The sequence below is a fragment of the Candidatus Poribacteria bacterium genome, assembly GCA_021295755.1.
Lineage (GTDB): Bacteria > Poribacteria > WGA-4E > WGA-4E > PCPOR2b > PCPOR2b.
The window spans coordinates 696-17,889 of the sequence record JAGWBT010000146.1 but is presented as its reverse complement, the minus strand read 5'-3'; the positions used below and the strand labels follow the sequence as shown (position 1 = coordinate 17,889).

Below are 17,194 nucleotides of genomic sequence, written 5' to 3'. Positions count from 1 at the left end.
CCATCGGCATGGTCGCTTGCCATCGCTGGGGCGGTGTACCTGGGGGACCGAGCCATTGGTGGCGGGTGATGGAGAAATCGGGTGGGATGCTTCATGAGCAGGCGACTCACCAGCTTGATATGATTCGGTACACCGCCGGTGAAATTGTTGAGGTCTATAAGATTGATGCCATGCAGATTAATGTTGATCAGGAAAACCATACAATCCCTGATGCGGAGGTGGTCACGCTTCAGTTTGAGAGCGGGGCCGTTGGTTATATCTCAACTAGTTCTGCATTGATTAATGGGGGCGGAGGTTCGCGCACCGATTTCATCGTCGAAGGGCACTACACCGTTCAGCTAGGTTGGGGAGATGTGCGAATTATTCCCGACGACGCGGCAACGATTGCGGTGCCTGATGGACAACCGGTCTCAATCGATGAAGCGTTTATCCAAGCGATCCAGACGGGAGATAGATCGCTGATCCGGTCGTCCTATGCAGATGGACTTAAATCAGCAGCGGTATCAATTGCTGCAAACCAGTCCTCACGTGAACACCGACCGGTGCGCGTGCCGGCGATTTCGTAGGAGAGAATTTGTATCGGGGAAATGCAATAATGGAGGTAACGGATGATTATTGATACACATACACATTTTTACGATCCAACACGGCCCGAAGGCGTACCTTGGCCCGATCCCGACGATGACGTGCTTTATCGCCCTGTGTACCCAGAGCACCACAAGGCACTTGCCATCCCTGAAGGTGTGACCGGAACCGTAGTTGTTGAGGCGAGCACATGGGTTGAGGATAATCAGTGGATACTTGACCTTGCGGAAAATGAACCGTTTATCGTTGGGTTCGTTGGGAATTTAGACATAGGTTCGGCGGATTTTGAGAGTAACCTTGAACGCTATTCTGCGAATCCATTTTTCCGAGGTGTACGGCTTCGAGGGGTAGATATCGGAGAGGTTGTGAGGGGTGGAAATCTGGCGAACATTGAGATGTTTGCTGCGAAGGATTTATCGGTAGATCTTTTATCATCGCCAGATGCTTTGCCGAGTGTCGCTGCACTCGCAGCAAAAATTCCAGAGCTACGCATTGTTATTAATCACGTCGCCGGTGTGCCTATTGATGGGCAAGCGCCAGATGCGGGGTGGGTCGAAGGGATGCAGATGGCGGCAGCAAACCCGTATGTCTACTGTAAAGTTTCAGGATTGGTGGAAAGTACGAAAGACAAGCCCTCACCTACCGATGTGGCGTATTATGCGCCGACAGTGGATGTCTTATGGGATGCATTTGGGGTGGATCGGTTGGTCTACGGCAGCAATTGGCCCGTATCTGAACGCTTTGCCGACTATGCGATGGTGCAGCGAATCGTATCCCAATACTTCAACGCGAAGGGAGTCGTCGCCACTGAGAAGTATTTTTGGAGGAACGCCACGGCGGCATACAAGTGGTTAGATCGGGACTGATTTGAAGCGGCATTGTGATGCTGCTCTATCGGTAGGATATTGAAGGTGCAAAACGCAAGGAGAAACCAAGTTTTTCCGAAAAAACTCGGTTTCTGTTACACGGTTTCTTGACATGAGCCAAGACATTCACCCGGCGTCAAGCACTTCCCTTATACCTACAACGATGTTATCCCGATCTGGGAATACATGGTCTTCGAGTCCGGGGCTATACGGGATCGGCACATGCAGCGCGCAAACACGCTTGGGCGGTGCTTTCAGCTTTGTAAAGGTTTCGTTATCTTCAGTGACTACGGTTATGATCTCTGCTGATGCGCCTGCGGTGGGACCTGCCTCATCGGCGATGACCAGCCTGCCAGTTTTCTGGACAGAGGTGCGAATTGCTGACTCATCTAGAGGTACGAGGGAACGTGGATCGATGACTTCGACGGAAACGCCCTCTTTCTCAAGCATTTCGGCTGCAGCGAGCCCCTCGTGCACGAGCCAAGCCAGTGCTACCAATGTGACATCGCTACCTTCCCGTTTGGTATCAGCGACCCCCAATGGCACCGTGTAATCTTCCCCCGGCACCTCGCCCTCAACGCCCATGAGCCGGTTGGATTCAAACGAGATCACGGGGTTGTCGTCGCGGATGGCAGATTTGAGCAGTCCCTTCATATCGTAAGGGGTTGAAGGCAATATCATCTTCAATCCCGCAAGGTTCATAAACATTGAATACGGACTCTGGGAGTGTTGGGCGGCGACCCGTCTGCCGCCTCCGACCGAGGCGCGAAATGTGATGGGAAACTTCGCTTGGCCCCCGAACATGTAGTGAATTTTTGCCGCCTGATTTACGATCTGGTCCATGGCGACGAAAGAAAATGTTATCATTCCCCAGTTGATAATCGGTCGATAGCCTGACCCCGCTGCGCCGATGGCGATACCTGTAAAGGCACCCTCGGCGATGGGTGTGGCGCGCACTCGTTCGGATCCGAATTCATTGACCAGTTCGTCTGCAGCGCTAGTTGCAAGGTGAAATGTGGTTGCGTCTCGCTGCATCTCCTCGATGAGCGCGTCTGTTCCGGCTTGTGCATAAGAGATTTTTGGCATAGTAGATTGCCCCCATAATTTTCGATCGAGCGTAAAAAGATTTCATGGAAGAAAACGGTTTTGTTCTTCGGGACTCGGAATCCGACACGCGTCTCTCCGCCCAAACCATCGGTATCGGTTTCGAGCGACAGTGCGATAAACGAAATCCCGAATACCTCGTGGAACAAGGCGCATCAGACTCAAAAACCACCATGCCCCTCCCAAATGTCGATATACCTCCAGAAAAGCATCTGACTCTTTGTGAATCCCCTGCTTGTCCAGATAGAACATAGACCATTCTTGGGGTACCTCGGAGAGCGGTGGTAATATTTGCTTAGCGGTTTCGCCTTGAATTGGCGCGAACGTGAAGATCCCTTTGCTGTCAATCTTCAGGATCAGATCCACAAATCGGTTGCACATCCCGCACACACCATCAAAGAAGATGATAGGTGGGTTCTGTGCGACATAGTCTGTGGTTTTATCTGTTTCTGAATTCATGGTAGCAGTGGGTTAGGATTCAGCGAAGATATCTTCGACCGCCGCTTCCGGCTCCGGAAATGGGCTCTCCTCGGAAAATTTGACCGCATCCTCAATTGCTGCGAGGATCTCAGCGTCCATTTTCTGCCACGCTTCTTCCGTCAGAATACCGTGCTCCATCAGGCTTGTGGCAAAGCGGCTGATCGGGTCTCGCTGCCGCCACTCTTCGATTTCTGCCTTCGGACGTGGGTCCTCTTGCCCCGGCCTTTCGGTATGTCCGCGCCAGCGGTAGGTCTTGCATTCGATGAGAGTGGGACCTTGACCCGCACGCGCACGGTTGACCGCGGCTTCAGCGGCTTCATAGACCGCCATCACATCGTTACCATCGACGACTACGCCCGGAATACCGTAGCCGGCAGCACGGGCTGCTACGTCGTTCAGAGCGAGGGTTTCTGCTGCGACAGTGCCAGCGGAATAAAGATTGTTCTCGCAGACGTAGAGCATCGGCAGCTTCCACGTTGCGGCGATATTGATCGACTCGTGGAAGGGGCCCGCATTTGAAGCACCATCCCCAAAGAAGGATACGGCGACCCGCCCCTTGCCTTCAAGCTGGGCAGCGAGACCGGCACCGGTTACGATGGGAATACCACCGGCGACAATGCCGTTAGCTCCTAACATACCGATGCTGAAATCGGCGATGTGCATCGAACCGCCTTTGCCTTTGCAGTAGCCGGTTTGTCTGCCGTAAAGTTCAGCCATCATCCGATTCAGATCGGCACCCTTAGCGAGACAGTGGCCATGCCCGCGGTGGGTACTGATGATCTGGTCATCCCCATTCAGCGCCGAGCACACCCCCACGGCAACAGCTTCCTCACCGATGTAGCAGTGCACGACGCCGTAGATGGCGCCTGCCTGATAGTCATCTGATGCCCGTTCCTCGAAACGACGGATGGTCTGCATCGAGCGGAGCATCTCAAGTTGTTTCTCTGTTGTGAGCGTCATGTTTATTCCCTCCCAAAAACCTCATCTATCGCCTCAAGCCCCAGCTTTTGCTCGTCGAAACAGCACTGTGCGGGCTAGCACAAGGACAGCAATTACGAGCGCAACGACAGGACCGAGCCAAGCACCTTCTTTTGGTACGGTCAATATAAAAATATAGATAAATCCGAGGAGATACCACAGTCTATCCAACCTTCCTTGCACCAACCGAGCTGCGAGGTACGCACAGGCAAACGTGGTAAACGCAATCCATATCCATGAGAATAGCCATGGTGTATAGTCATAGAAGGGAACGCTTATCAGGGCAGCTCCTGTCCACCCCTTCGGAAATAGGTCAAAGGCGTGGTGGACAGCGAAACCGATGCTAACACCCATTGCAAATGTGTACAATCCCAAGCCAATCCTTAATGCGAGCAACACCACTATGACCGGAATGAGCGGGCTATGCGTGATGATGGAGCGATGGAGTAGCAGAGTGGTTCGTTGGTCGATATCTGGCATGACGATGCCGCAGTGTAGTCCGACGACAACGAACACCGGCGCTACCAGAGTAACTAGGAATCTGCCCATCGTCTCCATGTCAATCCTCCTATTATGCGGGTCTATCACCCTTCTGTACGGGTGCGGTCCGGCTATCAACACCGGGCAACATTTTTGCTGGATCGCGGGTCACAATCACATCAATAATAGTGGGGATATCGCGTGCAGCGATACCTTCGGCGAGCGCTGCCCCAAGTTTAGAAGGCTCTGATACGCGAATACCGTGACATCCAAGCTCACGAGCCACGTTGGCATAATGTGTCTCGCTCAGATCACTCGATTGATAGCGTCCGCCGTACAGACTGTGCTGAAGGGCTTTGACATAGCCGGATGCGGCGTTGTTTACGATGGCGAGGGTGAAACCGAGTCCCAAGCGTCGAGCCGTTTCTAGCTCTCCGAGCATCATGTTGAATCCAGCATCGCCGGTAAGCCCGACCACTGGTGAATCTGGGGCAGCGAGCTGCGCACCGATAGTTCCCGGCAAACCGTAGCCGATAGAAGCAAACCCCCGATTTGCAATGTAGGAACGTCCTGCGCGGGTTGAATCATAGAGCAGGCCGGTCCAATGGGCGGCGAATCCACCATCAACAACGAGGATCCCATCGTCGGGCATGACACCTTGAAGTTCGCGGACTAATCGTGCCATGTGAATCGGACGCTCCTCGGAAGCGTAGCGAGGCTCTGCTTCTGATCGCCAAACTGCCATCCGTTTTGTGACTTCCGCTAGGTAGGCTACGTGTTGTGCCTGTAAGGCTTCAGTATCGTCAGTGAGGCTGGCGTGGAGATCTATAAGTCCCTCGGCGGCATCGCCCCAGAGCGCGACTTCTGTGGGTGTCGTGCGCCCGATCTCCTCCGCCACGATATCGAGATGGATGAACGGAACACCTCGCGGCATCAGGGCGTAGCGTTTGGTAGCGATTTCACCCATCTTGCATCCGACAGCGAGGATACAATCTGAGGTTTCGATCAGGTCGTTGGCAATCCGTGACCAGCGACCGAATAAACCTACACTCAGCGGGTGTGTACACGGAATAGCACCCTTCCCACTCAATGTCTGAGCAACTGGGACGCTGAAATCTTCGGCGAACTTGAGCAGTGCTTCATAAGCGCCTGAGAGGTGGATACCACCCCCCGCAAGTATAATTGGTCGCTTGGAGCGGCGGAACTGCGCTGCGGCGCGTGCAACGGATTCGCGCCCCGGACGGGGGCGCTGGGCTGGGATACAAATAGTTTCTGGGTCGACGTAGAAATCGTCGCTTGGGTAGTCGAATTCGCCGTGTGCCACATCTTCGGGGACATCCAGAACAACAGGTCCTGGTCGTCCAGAGGTAGCGATGGCATAGGCGCGTCGCACAAGTTCGGGGATGCGAAGTCCATCTTCGATCCGGATTAACGCTTTAACCGATGGGGCGAGGATCTCGGATTGACGCGCCTCCTGTGTCATGTTTTTCCAAGAATGTGCACGGTTGCTGTTGCCGACGATAACGACGAGGGGCACCCCTGCGTTCAATGATTCGACAAGCCCGGTCACTAGGTTTGTGGCTCCCGGACCGAGTGTGGCATCGCAGATACCGGGGCGACCGGTAACCCGGGCCCATGCGTCAGCGGCGAACACACCGGACCGCTCGTCGTTGATAAGTGTATGTTGAAGCCCTAGTTCGCGGACTGCATCGTAGAAGGGCAATAGTTGGAACCCAGCCATACCGAACATCGGAGCGGGGTTGTGACGCTTGAGCATTTCAGCGAGTGCGTGTCCGCCGTTCATCTGTCGAAATGAAGACATCGATCTCCACCTCCTCAATTATGAAGTGAGCAATTCTACAAAGGTTGGCACTGTCATGCCAACGCTTACGCCACGATTGGCAGCTTGTTTGTTAATGTGTGAGATGATTCCGTTTTCCCATGCGGAACACGCATCGCCGATACGGGCGGTCATGGCGTCAACTGTGACCGCCGGGATGGAGTTCTGATCAAGGATTTCGAGACGCTGAACCCCAGCCATATCTATCCCAACGCCGGCATCGTTGAACACTGCCCCTCTCGCCTGCACTGCAAGACCATAACCGGGGCGTCCTGCAAGTCTTCCGCCGTGCGAACCTGTAATGATGATTGCGTCGCTATCGTTGGGCTCGACGAGTGATGCGGAGTCGCAGGTGATTACCCTCACCGGTGCCTCGCGCAGCAGCTTGCGCGTTTCCAAGTAGGCGGGTGCGTTGCCTTCAAACGCTTTCCCCTGTTGCATGGCTTCTGCTGCTTCTCCACAAGGTTGATCCACTGCACAGCCGAGGGCTTTGGCAGCGAACATGTCAGCACCGTCTCCAATACGTGCCGATGTATGGGCAACAGTTGCGGCGGCCATCCCTAGCCGCTGTAGGTAATCGAGGGCTCCGATGCCTGCGTTATCTAGCCCGATTCCCGCGTCATTGAAAATCACACCGCGTAAGCCTGCGAGTGCTGCTAGGTATCCGCAGTAGCTGCCTCCGTGAGAGCCCGCGACAAGCACAGTTCCCCGGAATTGAGGACCGAGTTTGGTAATGCTGTCGGCAACCTGAACGGTCCCGATTTCATTGGGATTCAGAGCAGCTTGCATCGAATTTCTCTTTTTGGCTATCAGCGATGTCGACTTTGGCAAATCGACCTACTACAAATAACGCGTCAAGTTAATTTTGTTTGGATAACAACTTGGGTTAGTATAGCACATCGATAGAAATTTTCAACATATTTATCCGACAGATTGTCGATGTTGTAGACGGAGATGTATCAAGAAACTGAGTGTACCGACGACAGTCAGACTTGCGCCTGTCAGGAAAAAGCTGCGGTAGCCGAGCGACCCGATGATGTAACCGCCTCCCAACGCCATGGCTGAGAAACTCAAGCCTGATGCCATCTCGCCAGCACCTGACATCGTCCCCCGCCGGGCTGGGGACACCACCTCCATTGTGTAGACGAGGAAGGTCGGATATCGGATCGAGGTCAGGGCAAGCACTCCGATAAAACCGAGTCCGGCGGCACTCCAGTGAGAAACAAGGATCAGTGGTAACATGCTGATGGCTGTTCCCAACGATGCCCACGCAGCGGTATGACCGTTACCCCATCGCTTCGTCAGCAAGGGTACGATCAACGCTGTCGGTATGGAGAGCAGCCTACCGATAGCGGATAGCACGCCGATGTGAACCGTAGAGATGTGCAAACCGGCATCCATGTAGACGTTAAAGAAGGTGAAGAGCGTGCCCACACCTGTCACCACAAGGAGCCGAATCAACGTCAAGAGTGCGATTAACCGGAGGGGCGATGCCTGCCCTTTAGCTGGTTGTTCTTTTATGGGTTGGGTGGGGCCCTCGCGGGTCGCTGCGATTGCCAGAACCGAGGGAATCAATAACAGACTAGCAGCCAACAGCGAGTATCGATAGGGCGCGGCTTGGTCGAGCGAAACACCAAGATATACGGCAAAGATACCCGGCAGGAACCCACCGATCAAACTTCCAGCAAAGCCAGCTAACGACCAGAGTGCTGCTTGCACGGAAAAAACATGGTTGCGTTCACTCTGATGGGCGACCTTCATCGCAAACGGGGCGGTGTTGACAAAGTAGATGGCGAAACCGATGAAAGCGAAGCACCAAGTGATAAACAACCAGCCCGCCCGCCAGTTCTCTGTGTGTATTTCAGCGAAGGGTAGCAACCCACATCCTATCAGTAGTAGGCTCAACCCAGCGATCATCATGCGACGATTGCCCAAGCGCTCGCTGATCGTTCCGGCAGGCAGACAGAAGAGGGCGAAGACCAGCATCCCACTCCCGTTGACCAAGCCAATGAATTCGGGCCCATATCCCAAGCGTAGCAGGTACAGATTGAATAAAACGGTATAGACCCCACCATCGACAGTAAGCCCGATTAACATTGTGGTGATGAGGTAAAGGCGCAAATCGCGGTTGAAATCGCGCAGGACATGGAGATAGGTGGGGGTCGCTCTGTTCATGCTGTTGGACGTGGTCTATCCCTTCTCGACCAACCGGCGTGTAGCATCCACCACATAGGTTACATCGTCATGTGTGATGTGACGATGGGCAACCAGACGCGCACCGGCAGGGGGGCGAGGGTTCGCGAGAATACCACAAGCCTGCCACTTCTCAATGAGCGATTCAGAACGCCATCCCAATTCCTCAACGTTTACCATGGCGAAGTTGGTAGGCGTGGGAGGTCGTTGGACTTTTATTCCTTCAATTGCTTCCAGTCCTATACAGAGCAGGCGGGCAGCTTCATGGTCTTCCGCGAGTCGATCTACCATCTTCTCTAGCGCGACAATACCTGCTGCTGCGATAATACCAGCTTGACGCATACCACCGCCCATGCGTTTACGTACAGTGTCGGCTTCGTCGATAAATGAACGGCTGCCACACAGTAGCGATCCCACTGGCGCACTCAACCCTTTTGATACGCAGAACATCACCGAGTCAATGTGCCGGGTATAATCCTTCATATCTACTCCATGTGCCACAACCGCGTTAAAAATCCGAGCGCCATCCATGTGGATTTTCAATCCGTGTGCCCTTGCTGCTTTAGAAACCGCTTCTACCTCTGCGGGTGTCCACGCCGATCCACCGCTTCCGTTGTGGGTGTTCTCAATGCACAGTAGGCTCGGTTGGGAAACATCCTCCGAATTGATTGCCTCCTCCAACTGTTCGGGTTGAATCACTCCGAACTCCGCCTGCATCGGGTGTGGTTTCACTCCATGGAGGACGGCAAATTCACCTCGTGCTCCGGCGAACAGATGGGCACGTTCCTCGAAAAAAACATCGTTCCCTGAATCGGTATGAGCGAATAATGCACAGGCGTTGCCCATGGTGCCGCTGGGAACATAAATCCCCGCTTCCATTCCGAGTTTTTCTGCAGCCAGTTCTTGGAGTCTATTGACGGTGGCATCCTCTCCGTAACCGTCATCTCCGAGGGCTGCCTCCATCATGGCTTCCTTCATCTCTTGCGTGGGTAAGGTGACGGTATCGCTTCTCAGATCTACTGTTCTTTCTGGCATTGTCTTTTCTTTCTGTGTCTATCAAAGGGTGAGCGTGCCTCGCTAATGAGGATCAACCCTGAAGTGTTTTAACACATCTTCATTCAACTCAAATCCCAGTCCCGGACGGTCAGGTACTTCGATAAATCCATCTGCATCAACCTCCATCGTCGGTGTCAGCAATTCGGAGATGATTGGTGAATCTGGAAATGCGATGGGGGTCTCGAAATACGGCATGTTCGGTAGCACTGCAGCGAGATGAATTTCTGCCGCTACTCCGACGACGTGGCACCACGCGTGGGGCACACAAATCAACCCCCTACGATAGGCTGCCTCCGCAATCCGCGCGATTTCTCGAATACCGCCTGAACGGACTGAGCTAGGCTGGACGACATCCACCCGTCCCTTCTCCATAATATCTTCAAATTCAAACCGTGTGGTGAAGCCCCAGTCACCTACCGCAATGCGGGTATCTACGGCATCCGCCAACCGCGCATAACCGGCGAGATTGTCCGCCGGGAGGGGTGCCTCGATAAAAAATGGGCGATATTCCTCAATCGCACGGATCGAGGCGATGGCTTGCCCAACCTCGTACCAGCAGTTCTGTACATCGATAAGGATGTCCCTGTCCTCACCGATGGTTTCACGGACGGCACCCACAATTTCAGCGTCGCGCTGCACACTCACATGTCCGAACCCGCCGGGCCACTCCTCTAGTTTCATTGCGTGGAAGTTCCGATCCTTTGCTAGCGTAAAACGCTCGACAATCTCTTCTACATCCTCGCCCGGTGGGTAGACGGTCGCATAGGGCATCACCTTCTTTTTAATTTCGCCGGCTTCCCGCACAGTGCAGCAGGCGTGCCAGATCAGTTCGCAGACCGGCTTACCGAGCGCTTTGCCCGCAATATCCCAGAGTGCTGTCTCTACTGCTCCGATAGCTGCGATGGTGACGCCGCGCCTCCCGAATAAACCTGTGGCGGAGTACATCTTCTGCCAGAGCCGTTCAACTTGCAGCGGGTCTTCGTCGCGCAGAAGCCCCTGTAAACCGCCATCGGTGCGGATGATGGCATCAATTACCAGTGACGGAGATTCCGCCTGTCCAATCCCGGTGATACCCTCGTCGGTATGCACGCGCACTAGGGTCTCGTCCGCTTTGCCCGGATCTGTCAACGCAATGGTTTCTATTTCTGTAATTTTCATTTTAAGTTAGCCTTTCATCTCTCATACCTAGGGGTTTCCTCAACCGCGAATTATAGCACGTTTTTTGAAGCCGAATCAAATGGATTTCGCTTAATCGGTTCTACGTCTTGGTGGGAACTTTCGTAGGGAACAACGATCGTTGTTCCCTACAGCTTTCGGAATGTCAGTGCGCCCTAGAAAAGAACTGAGGAAGCAGTTCTTTTGATGCAAGGAGTAACTCATCAAGCATCGCTTCTGCGTTGTCGGGCAGGATTGCCATTTCATCGATCAGCAACGCCTGAAGTGCGAGGTTTCGGTCTCCCTTGACTGCGGCATCGGCGACCAATTCGTGCCATACGAACCGTTTCTCCAGAATACCTTTGAGCACCGGCGGCACCTCACCCATCTGTATTGCGCGCACACCTCCAGAATCGGTTACGCCCTCTAACTCAACTTCAGCCGTGGCGGGAAGGTTGGCGATTGCGCCTTGGTTGGCGACGTTGACAATGTATATCTCACGACGACCGTTTGCAATGGCACTGATGAGGCTTGCAATACCTTCGCCGGTGATTGAGTTATCCTGTGCGTCAGGGAGTTGGATTTCGTCCAGCAGTGCCTGATACTCCTTGAAGAATTCGGCGCGGATTTCCGGTTCAGCGGGTGCTGCGGTCGGTTTTCCAGTTTCGTATCCGTGTCCCAGAAGGCTCTCATACATGCCGTAAGGTAAATTCTTCGGTCCGCCCTGTACCTGTGTCAAAAACGGGTAAAATTCTATAATGTGATCGTCGGACGGATAAACGATGTGATACCCGTAAATTTGAGATAACCTCGCACTGAGGACTCGCCCTTCCGGTGCTTGGCGTTCGGCGACACGCCGCATCAGTTCTGGATACAGGTCTTCTCCCTTGTGTAGGACGCGAGTGAACCAAAAATAATGATTTGTCCCGACCCACATGCAATCCAACTCCGTTGGCGGAACACCGAGAATCTCTGCCGCATACACAATCCCTGCTTGCACCCCGTGGCAAATGCCGATGACGTTCACATCGGTATATTTGTGCATCGCGCGTAGTAACGTTGCCATGGGATTTGAGTGGTTAAACATGGTAGCCTTAGGGCAGCGTTTCTCCATCTCTTGACAGATGTTGATATAAGCGGGAATTGACCGTAGCGCCATCATCATCCCTGCGGGTCCACAAGTATCCCCGATAACTTGGGAAATGCCGTATTTCTCTGGGATGCGGATATCGGCGTTGTGGAAATACGAATTGTAAACATTCCGCGTGATTTCGGCACCACTCCCGCCAATCGAAGAGATAGCGAAATCTGCGCCGTCAACGGCATCAGCAAGGTCAATCGTTGAACGAATTTTGAATCTCGTTCCTGCAACTTCGGCTAAACGTCTACCCATTGCTGCCATTCTTTCAACTTTTTCGCTGTCGATGTCGTAGAGGACGAGTTCCGAATCGCCCAGATCTTGACTCAGCAGCAAATCTGGTATTGCACGGCGGAAATAGAGGCTTCCACCGCCGAGACACACGATCTTTTTAGCTGGCACAATAATGCCTCCGTGGTGATAATGAATTAGGATTGGGACTGATTCCTTGGCTTACCTAAAAAGGAAACGCAAAATGCAAAAAGCGTGAAACGTGAAAACCATTTGTTCATTCATTGCCGCAGTCGGGTTAGGAAGCCCCATCTACGGAACTCAAGCAAAGGCAGTGCAAAACACAAGGGGAATCCGAGCTTTTGTAGGGGTTGGGTTACCCAATCCTTACTACGGACGGGGAGACCCGCCCCTACGGTTTTTGTTGTACAATTTCTGAACATGAGCCGGTTACTCTTACGTGAGTCTGGTTTGAGCGGTTAGAAAAACGTCAATAGGATTTTGAACTAGCCCAGAATTCGTACGCATTTTATGACAGTTTCCAGAGGTTGTCAATACGAAGGATTCGGTTTTGATATTGAGTTTTGGCGGCTCCGGTTGTATAATTTACATAAGAGTCAACGGAAATTTAGCCGAGCGTATTTTCGCGGAGGGGACACACCAATGAAAAATCGAGTGAGCGCATTTTTGGCGGATCGACTGCCTCTCAAGAATGTGGCAGACCATATCAAAAAGCCGCTGCCGAAGCATATCAACTGGCTTTTCTCTCTGGGGAGTATGGCAGCCTTTCTGCTGATTCTTCAAGCGGTTACCGGGGCGTTTTTAGCGTTTTACTATTCGCCCTCACCTGACCACGCTTATAACGCCGTGAAGTACATCAGTGGGGAGGTGCTTTTCGGCGGCTTTGTGCGCGGCTTGCACCATTGGGGTGCTAGCGCGATGGTGATTGTCGTATTTTTACACCTGCTGCGCGTGGTGGCTTATGCCTCCTATAAACCGCCGAGGGAGATGACGTGGGTCACCGGGGTCTTGATGTTCTTGGTTGTGCTGGGGTTTGGCTTCACTGGCTACCTGCTGCCGTGGGATCAGAAGGCATATTGGGCGACGGTGGTCGGTGTTAAAATTGCTGGCACCGCCCCTGTCATCGGGGAGTTTGTCGGGAAGGTGCTCCGTGGTGGGGAGGAGATCGGTGCTGTTACGCTCACTCGGTTTTATGCGCTGCACACGATCTGGCTGCCGTGGCTCGCTTTTGGCTTGGTCGGCGCACATCTGTTTTTCGTGCGCTATTACGGTTCGGCGGGGACACCTAAAAATGCCCCCGAAGATATGCGGTCTGGCAAACCGTTTTATCCGGATCAGCTTTTTGAGGATGCGGTCGCGATCCTGATCTTATTCGTCATTCTCGCTGCGATGGCGATCTTTATTCCTGTGCCGCTCGAAGAACTTGCCGATCCGACCGATGCTAGTTATGATCCGCGCCCGGAGTGGTATTTCCTGTTTTTGTTTCAGTTGCTCAAGTATTTTGAGGGACCCCTTGAGGTGCTTGGCACTTTTGTCATTCCCACTGTTGGGTTTATAAGAAAGAGGAGCGGACTTCCCTGCTGAAACGTCCGGTCGCGCTTACGGTCACTTGTCTGTCTGTTGTGCTGATTGTGTTGCTCACGGTTCTTGGTGCGATTGCGCCTAGACTGGAGCTTGCTCCTGAACAACTTCCTGCGGCTGAGCAAACAGCGCCGAGTCAAAGTGAGGTTCAGGAGGAGAAGTCGGAGGAGGATGGGGCGGTTTTTGATTTTGGGTTGGATTAGGGGTTGGGTGAATCAGGATGGGAGGATAAACGAGATAAGAAAGGATACGTCCAAGAATCTCAAGAATCTTAAGATTCAGCAGATCTATATTCAGGCAGAGGAAAGAGAATGAGTAAGCCACTAAAAGGATTTATTACCTACGCGCATAAAAATACAGCAGCGAAGGAGGAACTAATAACACGCCTTGCTGTGATGCAGCAGCGAAATGAGCTCGTGACTTGGCACGATGCCGAAATGACCGGGGGCACCAAGTGGCGTGAAGATATTTTCAAACATCTTGCTGATTCGGATATACTTCTCTATCTCGTCTCTGCTGCGAGTCTGGCGTCTGAAAACTGTAATAAAGAATTGGCAGAGGCGTTAAACTTCAACATAAGGATTATCCCAATAATCCTTGAGGATTGTGATTGGCAAAATCATCAACTCAGCGATTTCCAAGCTCTTCCTGACAAAGACGATCCCATTAGCAAGTGGCAACCTGAGAGTAATGGTTGGCAAAATGTGGTAGACGGCATCCGAAAAACCATTGAAGAAATGCAAGCTCAGGTGGATTCGTCGTCCGAAACATCTGAAAAAGAACTACGTGCTGAATTGGCTTTCCAACAAGGTAACGTTTTCATGATGATCGGACAAATCAATATGGCGATAGAAGTCTACTCGCGCGCAATTGAACTCAACCCGAATAATCCCAATGCCTATAACAATCGCGGAGTGGCTTACAGTGCGAAAGGCGATTTTGAGCGTACCATTGAAGACTATACCAAAGCGATAGAGTTGAATCCCAATTATGCCGTAGCCTATAGCAATCGCGGTGGAGTTTACTACTTAAAAGAGGAGTATGAGTCTGCCATTGTAGATTTCACGAAAGCGACAGAGCTGAATCCCGATTATGCCGTAGCCCATAACAATCGCGGAGTTGCGTACTACTTAAAAGAGGAGTATGAGTCTGCCATCGCAGACTTTAGCAAAGCGATAGAGTTGAATCCCAATTATGCCATAGCCTATAACAATCGCGGTAGAGCTTACGAACCGGACTCGTCGAGTTCTAAGCACGCAGTAATTCGTGCCATCAAAGACTATAACCCGGCGATAGGACTGAATCCTGAGCTTGCCCCGGCCTATTACAATCGCGGTGCGGCGTGGTTACGTCTGAGAGAATGGGAAAGAGCCATATCAGACCTGACTGTTGCCAGAGACATGGGGATAAATATCATTACTGCGTTTTGTAGTGACTACGAAAGTGTTGAGGACTTTGAGGAGAGAAATGGCGTTCAACTACCAGAAGACATCGTCGCCATGCTAACACTACCGCAGGCATGAATGTTGAAAAACTGACAAAAGCAGTGGAAATCGAAACTATGGTGGATCTTAGAATTACTTAGACATTCTCAATGCACAGCCAACCCCCTAAATCCCCCTTATCAGGGGGACTTTGGAAACTTCGCGAAGGTCGGAGTTATTGGTAGATGTCTACTTATTTCCCTAATTCACTATAAAAACTTCTCAAGGGAGGTGCAATGATGACTAAAATTGTCGTCAATCCAGAAATTGAACTCGCCTCAGCGTAGAGCATGTGTTGGGGCTGCTCGCTAGCGGCATGTCTAAGGCAGAGATTATCGCAGACTATCCGGAGTTGAACGAGGAAAACATCCAAGCGGTGCGGACGTATGCTACGGGACGCACGTATCCTTCGCGGGCACTCCGCAATGGAGTGATAATCGATCTTCCAACCCGTGATAGGGCTTAATAATGCTTCCTCCTCTTGTCGCTGACATAAATATCGCGGTTTCCGTCATTCAGTTTTTGCGAGCGCAAGGGGTTGATGTGGTGGCTGGACGCGAAGAAAGCTGGAACAGATATGAAGACCGAGACCTCCTGCGTGAGGCGCATGTGAGGAACCGATTTGTGTTGACGCACGATTCCGATTTCGGGACGCTAGCAGTTCATGAGGAGCAAACCATTACCGGAATCATCCATTTGCGTCCGGGAAATCGTCCGTCCTCGGAGGTAATTGCTGACTTGCAAGTTCTCCTCAACGCAGAGATTGATTGGACACCCCCGTTGATTGTTGTCTGTGAATCGGGCAAACCATTTAGCTACAAGCGACTTTGCTCAAGCAGGGGATTGGAATTGTGTAGAGTGTGGAAATCGTCTGAATCAGGATTTTCCCCGATAGATCGGGACAGGCAGGATTGAAGGATATGCAGGATAAGAATGGAGACATCCAAAAACCCTGAGAATGCCAAAATTCGACAAATACAGATGTAGGCATAGGAAAGAGGATGGGCAAACCACAGCGATAGACTTAAATCCCAACTATGCCATGGACTATTACTATTGTGGTGAGACATGGTTGCACCTAGGAGAATGGGAAAAAGCCAGATTAGATCTGAGGGTCGCCAAAAGTATGGGAGTGGATATTATCGCCGTGTTTCATTACTTCTCCGAAAGTATTGAGGCTTATAAGCGGGCAAATCGTGTTAAATTGCCCGAAGACATCGCCTCTATGTTGACATCTTAGGTAATTACTATGCGAAAAAAAGAAGCACAAGAAGTGACTGACGAATTGGCGAGTGATTCGGAAATCGTCGAGGACTTAGAGTCGAAGCCGATGGTCAAAAATCCAATGGCACAACGCATTATTAAAGCTGTCGAGAAATCGTATGACGTGACAATGGAGGATGCGGAGGCTCTGCTTCAAGTGATTAAGGAAAATCGGAGACCTGTGCGATTGGATTCATCATTTGGGGCAGACAAACAAGGAAATCAATAATCAAGTAAACCAGTTGCTACCTGTCTCCCATTGGGGCTTTAGTTTGGGCTAGACATATTCTATTACACACATTGCGCTCCGCTGGAGCGCGGGAATCGGAGTGTCGCGGTTCTATAGACATGCCGCTCCTCTGGAGCGAAAGCCACCTAACGCTCCGCTGGAGCGCGGGAATCGGAGATGTCGCGGTTCTATAAATATATCGCTCCTCTGGAGCGAAAGCCACCTATTGTTCCTGTTGGGGCTATAGACGTTATTTCACCCCTTTGTATTTTGAATATCCTACCTTTTTGTTCTTTTTTCCCTCCTATGACCGATCTCATTGGTAAATCTTGGTGCATCCGTCAACCAATAGTACCCTAGGGCTATTTATGGTGGATTTTAGAATTAATGAGACACTCCAAACCGGTGCGGTGCCTAATCAGAGAAAACGGGAAAACGGGAAAACCAGAAAACGAGACACGTTTGGTAGGCACTGTTTCCAACAGTGCCGATGCGGTGCGGTTGGAAACC

Annotated in this window: 19 protein-coding genes; 9 read left to right on the top strand and 10 right to left on the bottom strand. The window is 52.0% G+C overall.

Translation table 11 applies throughout. The annotated features are described in order from the left end of the window. A partial coding sequence (locus tag J4G02_18665) for a hypothetical protein (GenBank protein ID MCE2396559.1) occupies positions 1-566 on the top strand: 566 nt, incomplete at its 5' end. A 42-nt stretch (positions 567-608) separates the two neighbouring features. Further along, positions 609-1,451, top strand: a complete 843-nt coding sequence (locus tag J4G02_18660; GenBank protein ID MCE2396558.1) for an amidohydrolase family protein — start codon at positions 609-611, stop codon at positions 1,449-1,451. 126 nt (positions 1,452-1,577) lie between these two features. Here the strand turns inward: J4G02_18660 and J4G02_18655 are convergent, their stop codons facing one another. From J4G02_18655 to J4G02_18610, 10 genes are all read right to left on the bottom strand, one after another. Then, positions 1,578-2,537: an alpha-ketoacid dehydrogenase subunit beta gene (locus J4G02_18655; protein ID MCE2396557.1), complete on the bottom strand. Its 960-nt coding sequence runs from the start codon at positions 2,535-2,537 to the stop codon at positions 1,578-1,580. Positions 2,538-2,579: 42 nt separating this feature from the next. After that, the gene (locus J4G02_18650; GenBank protein MCE2396556.1) at positions 2,580-3,014 is read right to left on the bottom strand and encodes a DUF393 domain-containing protein; all 435 of its coding nucleotides are present in this window, start codon (positions 3,012-3,014) and stop codon (positions 2,580-2,582) included. Positions 3,015-3,026: 12 nt separating this feature from the next. Then, positions 3,027-3,995 carry a thiamine pyrophosphate-dependent dehydrogenase E1 component subunit alpha gene (locus J4G02_18645; protein ID MCE2396555.1) on the bottom strand — a complete coding sequence of 323 codons (969 nt, stop codon included), beginning with the start codon at positions 3,993-3,995 and terminating at the stop codon, positions 3,027-3,029. Positions 3,996-4,028: 33 nt separating this feature from the next. Next, a complete protein-coding gene (locus J4G02_18640; protein ID MCE2396554.1) occupies positions 4,029-4,571 on the bottom strand; it encodes a hypothetical protein in 543 nt (180 codons plus the stop codon). A gap of 13 nt (positions 4,572-4,584) precedes the next feature. Further along, on the bottom strand, positions 4,585-6,315 hold the full coding sequence (locus J4G02_18635; GenBank protein ID MCE2396553.1) for a thiamine pyrophosphate-binding protein: 1,731 nt from the start codon (positions 6,313-6,315) through the stop codon (positions 4,585-4,587). 18 nt (positions 6,316-6,333) lie between these two features. Continuing rightward, a complete protein-coding gene (locus J4G02_18630) occupies positions 6,334-7,122 on the bottom strand; it encodes a hypothetical protein (protein MCE2396552.1) in 789 nt (262 codons plus the stop codon). A 132-nt stretch (positions 7,123-7,254) separates the two neighbouring features. Then, positions 7,255-8,508 carry an MFS transporter gene (locus tag J4G02_18625; protein MCE2396551.1) on the bottom strand — a complete coding sequence of 418 codons (1,254 nt, stop codon included), beginning with the start codon at positions 8,506-8,508 and terminating at the stop codon, positions 7,255-7,257. Between the two features lie 15 nt (positions 8,509-8,523). Beyond that, positions 8,524-9,561, bottom strand: coding sequence for an aminotransferase class I/II-fold pyridoxal phosphate-dependent enzyme (locus J4G02_18620; GenBank protein MCE2396550.1), 1,038 nt, complete (start codon positions 9,559-9,561; stop codon positions 8,524-8,526). A gap of 42 nt (positions 9,562-9,603) precedes the next feature. Beyond that, entirely contained in the window at positions 9,604-10,740 is a 1,137-nt protein-coding gene (locus J4G02_18615; protein MCE2396549.1) for a mandelate racemase/muconate lactonizing enzyme family protein, read from the bottom strand. Positions 10,741-10,903: 163 nt separating this feature from the next. Next, complete coding sequence (locus tag J4G02_18610; protein MCE2396548.1) at positions 10,904-12,277, bottom strand: hypothetical protein; 1,374 nt, start codon at positions 12,275-12,277, stop codon at positions 10,904-10,906. A gap of 492 nt (positions 12,278-12,769) precedes the next feature. Between J4G02_18610 and J4G02_18605 the strand changes: the two genes are divergently transcribed. The 7 genes from J4G02_18605 (at position 12,770) to J4G02_18575 (ending at position 16,684) form a co-directional block, all read left to right on the top strand. After that, positions 12,770-13,711 carry a cytochrome b N-terminal domain-containing protein gene (locus J4G02_18605; GenBank protein MCE2396547.1) on the top strand — a complete coding sequence of 314 codons (942 nt, stop codon included), beginning with the start codon at positions 12,770-12,772 and terminating at the stop codon, positions 13,709-13,711. Positions 13,712-13,758: 47 nt separating this feature from the next. Beyond that, positions 13,759-13,911, top strand: coding sequence for a hypothetical protein (locus J4G02_18600; GenBank protein MCE2396546.1), 153 nt, complete (start codon positions 13,759-13,761; stop codon positions 13,909-13,911). Between the two features lie 108 nt (positions 13,912-14,019). Further along, positions 14,020-15,231, top strand: a complete 1,212-nt coding sequence (locus tag J4G02_18595) for a tetratricopeptide repeat protein (GenBank protein ID MCE2396545.1) — start codon at positions 14,020-14,022, stop codon at positions 15,229-15,231. 253 nt (positions 15,232-15,484) lie between these two features. Beyond that, positions 15,485-15,658 carry a DUF433 domain-containing protein gene (locus J4G02_18590; GenBank protein MCE2396544.1) on the top strand — a complete coding sequence of 58 codons (174 nt, stop codon included), beginning with the start codon at positions 15,485-15,487 and terminating at the stop codon, positions 15,656-15,658. Between the two features lie 2 nt (positions 15,659-15,660). Beyond that, positions 15,661-16,107, top strand: coding sequence for a DUF5615 family PIN-like protein (locus tag J4G02_18585; protein ID MCE2396543.1), 447 nt, complete (start codon positions 15,661-15,663; stop codon positions 16,105-16,107). A gap of 43 nt (positions 16,108-16,150) precedes the next feature. Continuing rightward, a complete protein-coding gene (locus tag J4G02_18580) occupies positions 16,151-16,432 on the top strand; it encodes a hypothetical protein (GenBank protein MCE2396542.1) in 282 nt (93 codons plus the stop codon). A 9-nt stretch (positions 16,433-16,441) separates the two neighbouring features. Further along, positions 16,442-16,684 (top strand): hypothetical protein, encoded by a 243-nt coding sequence (locus tag J4G02_18575; GenBank protein ID MCE2396541.1) that lies wholly within the window; start codon positions 16,442-16,444, stop codon positions 16,682-16,684. Positions 16,685-17,194 lie beyond the last annotated feature (510 nt).

What these genes read in the sequence shown, in the direction of transcription:
- J4G02_18660 (MCE2396558.1), top strand. Translation starts at nt 609, where the DNA reads ATGATTATTGATACACATACACATTTTTACGATCCAACACGGCCCGAA.
- J4G02_18655 (MCE2396557.1), bottom strand. Translation starts at nt 2,537, where the DNA reads ATGCCAAAAATCTCTTATGCACAAGCCGGAACAGACGCGCTCATCGAG.
- J4G02_18650 (MCE2396556.1), bottom strand. Translation starts at nt 3,014, where the DNA reads ATGAATTCAGAAACAGATAAAACCACAGACTATGTCGCACAGAACCCA.
- J4G02_18645 (MCE2396555.1), bottom strand. Translation starts at nt 3,995, where the DNA reads ATGACGCTCACAACAGAGAAACAACTTGAGATGCTCCGCTCGATGCAG.
- J4G02_18640 (MCE2396554.1), bottom strand. Translation starts at nt 4,571, where the DNA reads ATGGAGACGATGGGCAGATTCCTAGTTACTCTGGTAGCGCCGGTGTTC.
- J4G02_18635 (MCE2396553.1), bottom strand. Translation starts at nt 6,315, where the DNA reads ATGTCTTCATTTCGACAGATGAACGGCGGACACGCACTCGCTGAAATG.
- J4G02_18630 (MCE2396552.1), bottom strand. Translation starts at nt 7,122, where the DNA reads ATGCAAGCTGCTCTGAATCCCAATGAAATCGGGACCGTTCAGGTTGCC.
- J4G02_18625 (MCE2396551.1), bottom strand. Translation starts at nt 8,508, where the DNA reads ATGAACAGAGCGACCCCCACCTATCTCCATGTCCTGCGCGATTTCAAC.
- J4G02_18620 (MCE2396550.1), bottom strand. Translation starts at nt 9,561, where the DNA reads ATGCCAGAAAGAACAGTAGATCTGAGAAGCGATACCGTCACCTTACCC.
- J4G02_18615 (MCE2396549.1), bottom strand. Translation starts at nt 10,740, where the DNA reads ATGAAAATTACAGAAATAGAAACCATTGCGTTGACAGATCCGGGCAAA.
- J4G02_18605 (MCE2396547.1), top strand. Translation starts at nt 12,770, where the DNA reads ATGAAAAATCGAGTGAGCGCATTTTTGGCGGATCGACTGCCTCTCAAG.
- J4G02_18595 (MCE2396545.1), top strand. Translation starts at nt 14,020, where the DNA reads ATGAGTAAGCCACTAAAAGGATTTATTACCTACGCGCATAAAAATACA.
- J4G02_18585 (MCE2396543.1), top strand. Translation starts at nt 15,661, where the DNA reads ATGCTTCCTCCTCTTGTCGCTGACATAAATATCGCGGTTTCCGTCATT.
- J4G02_18580 (MCE2396542.1), top strand. Translation starts at nt 16,151, where the DNA reads ATGCCAAAATTCGACAAATACAGATGTAGGCATAGGAAAGAGGATGGG.
- J4G02_18575 (MCE2396541.1), top strand. Translation starts at nt 16,442, where the DNA reads ATGCGAAAAAAAGAAGCACAAGAAGTGACTGACGAATTGGCGAGTGAT.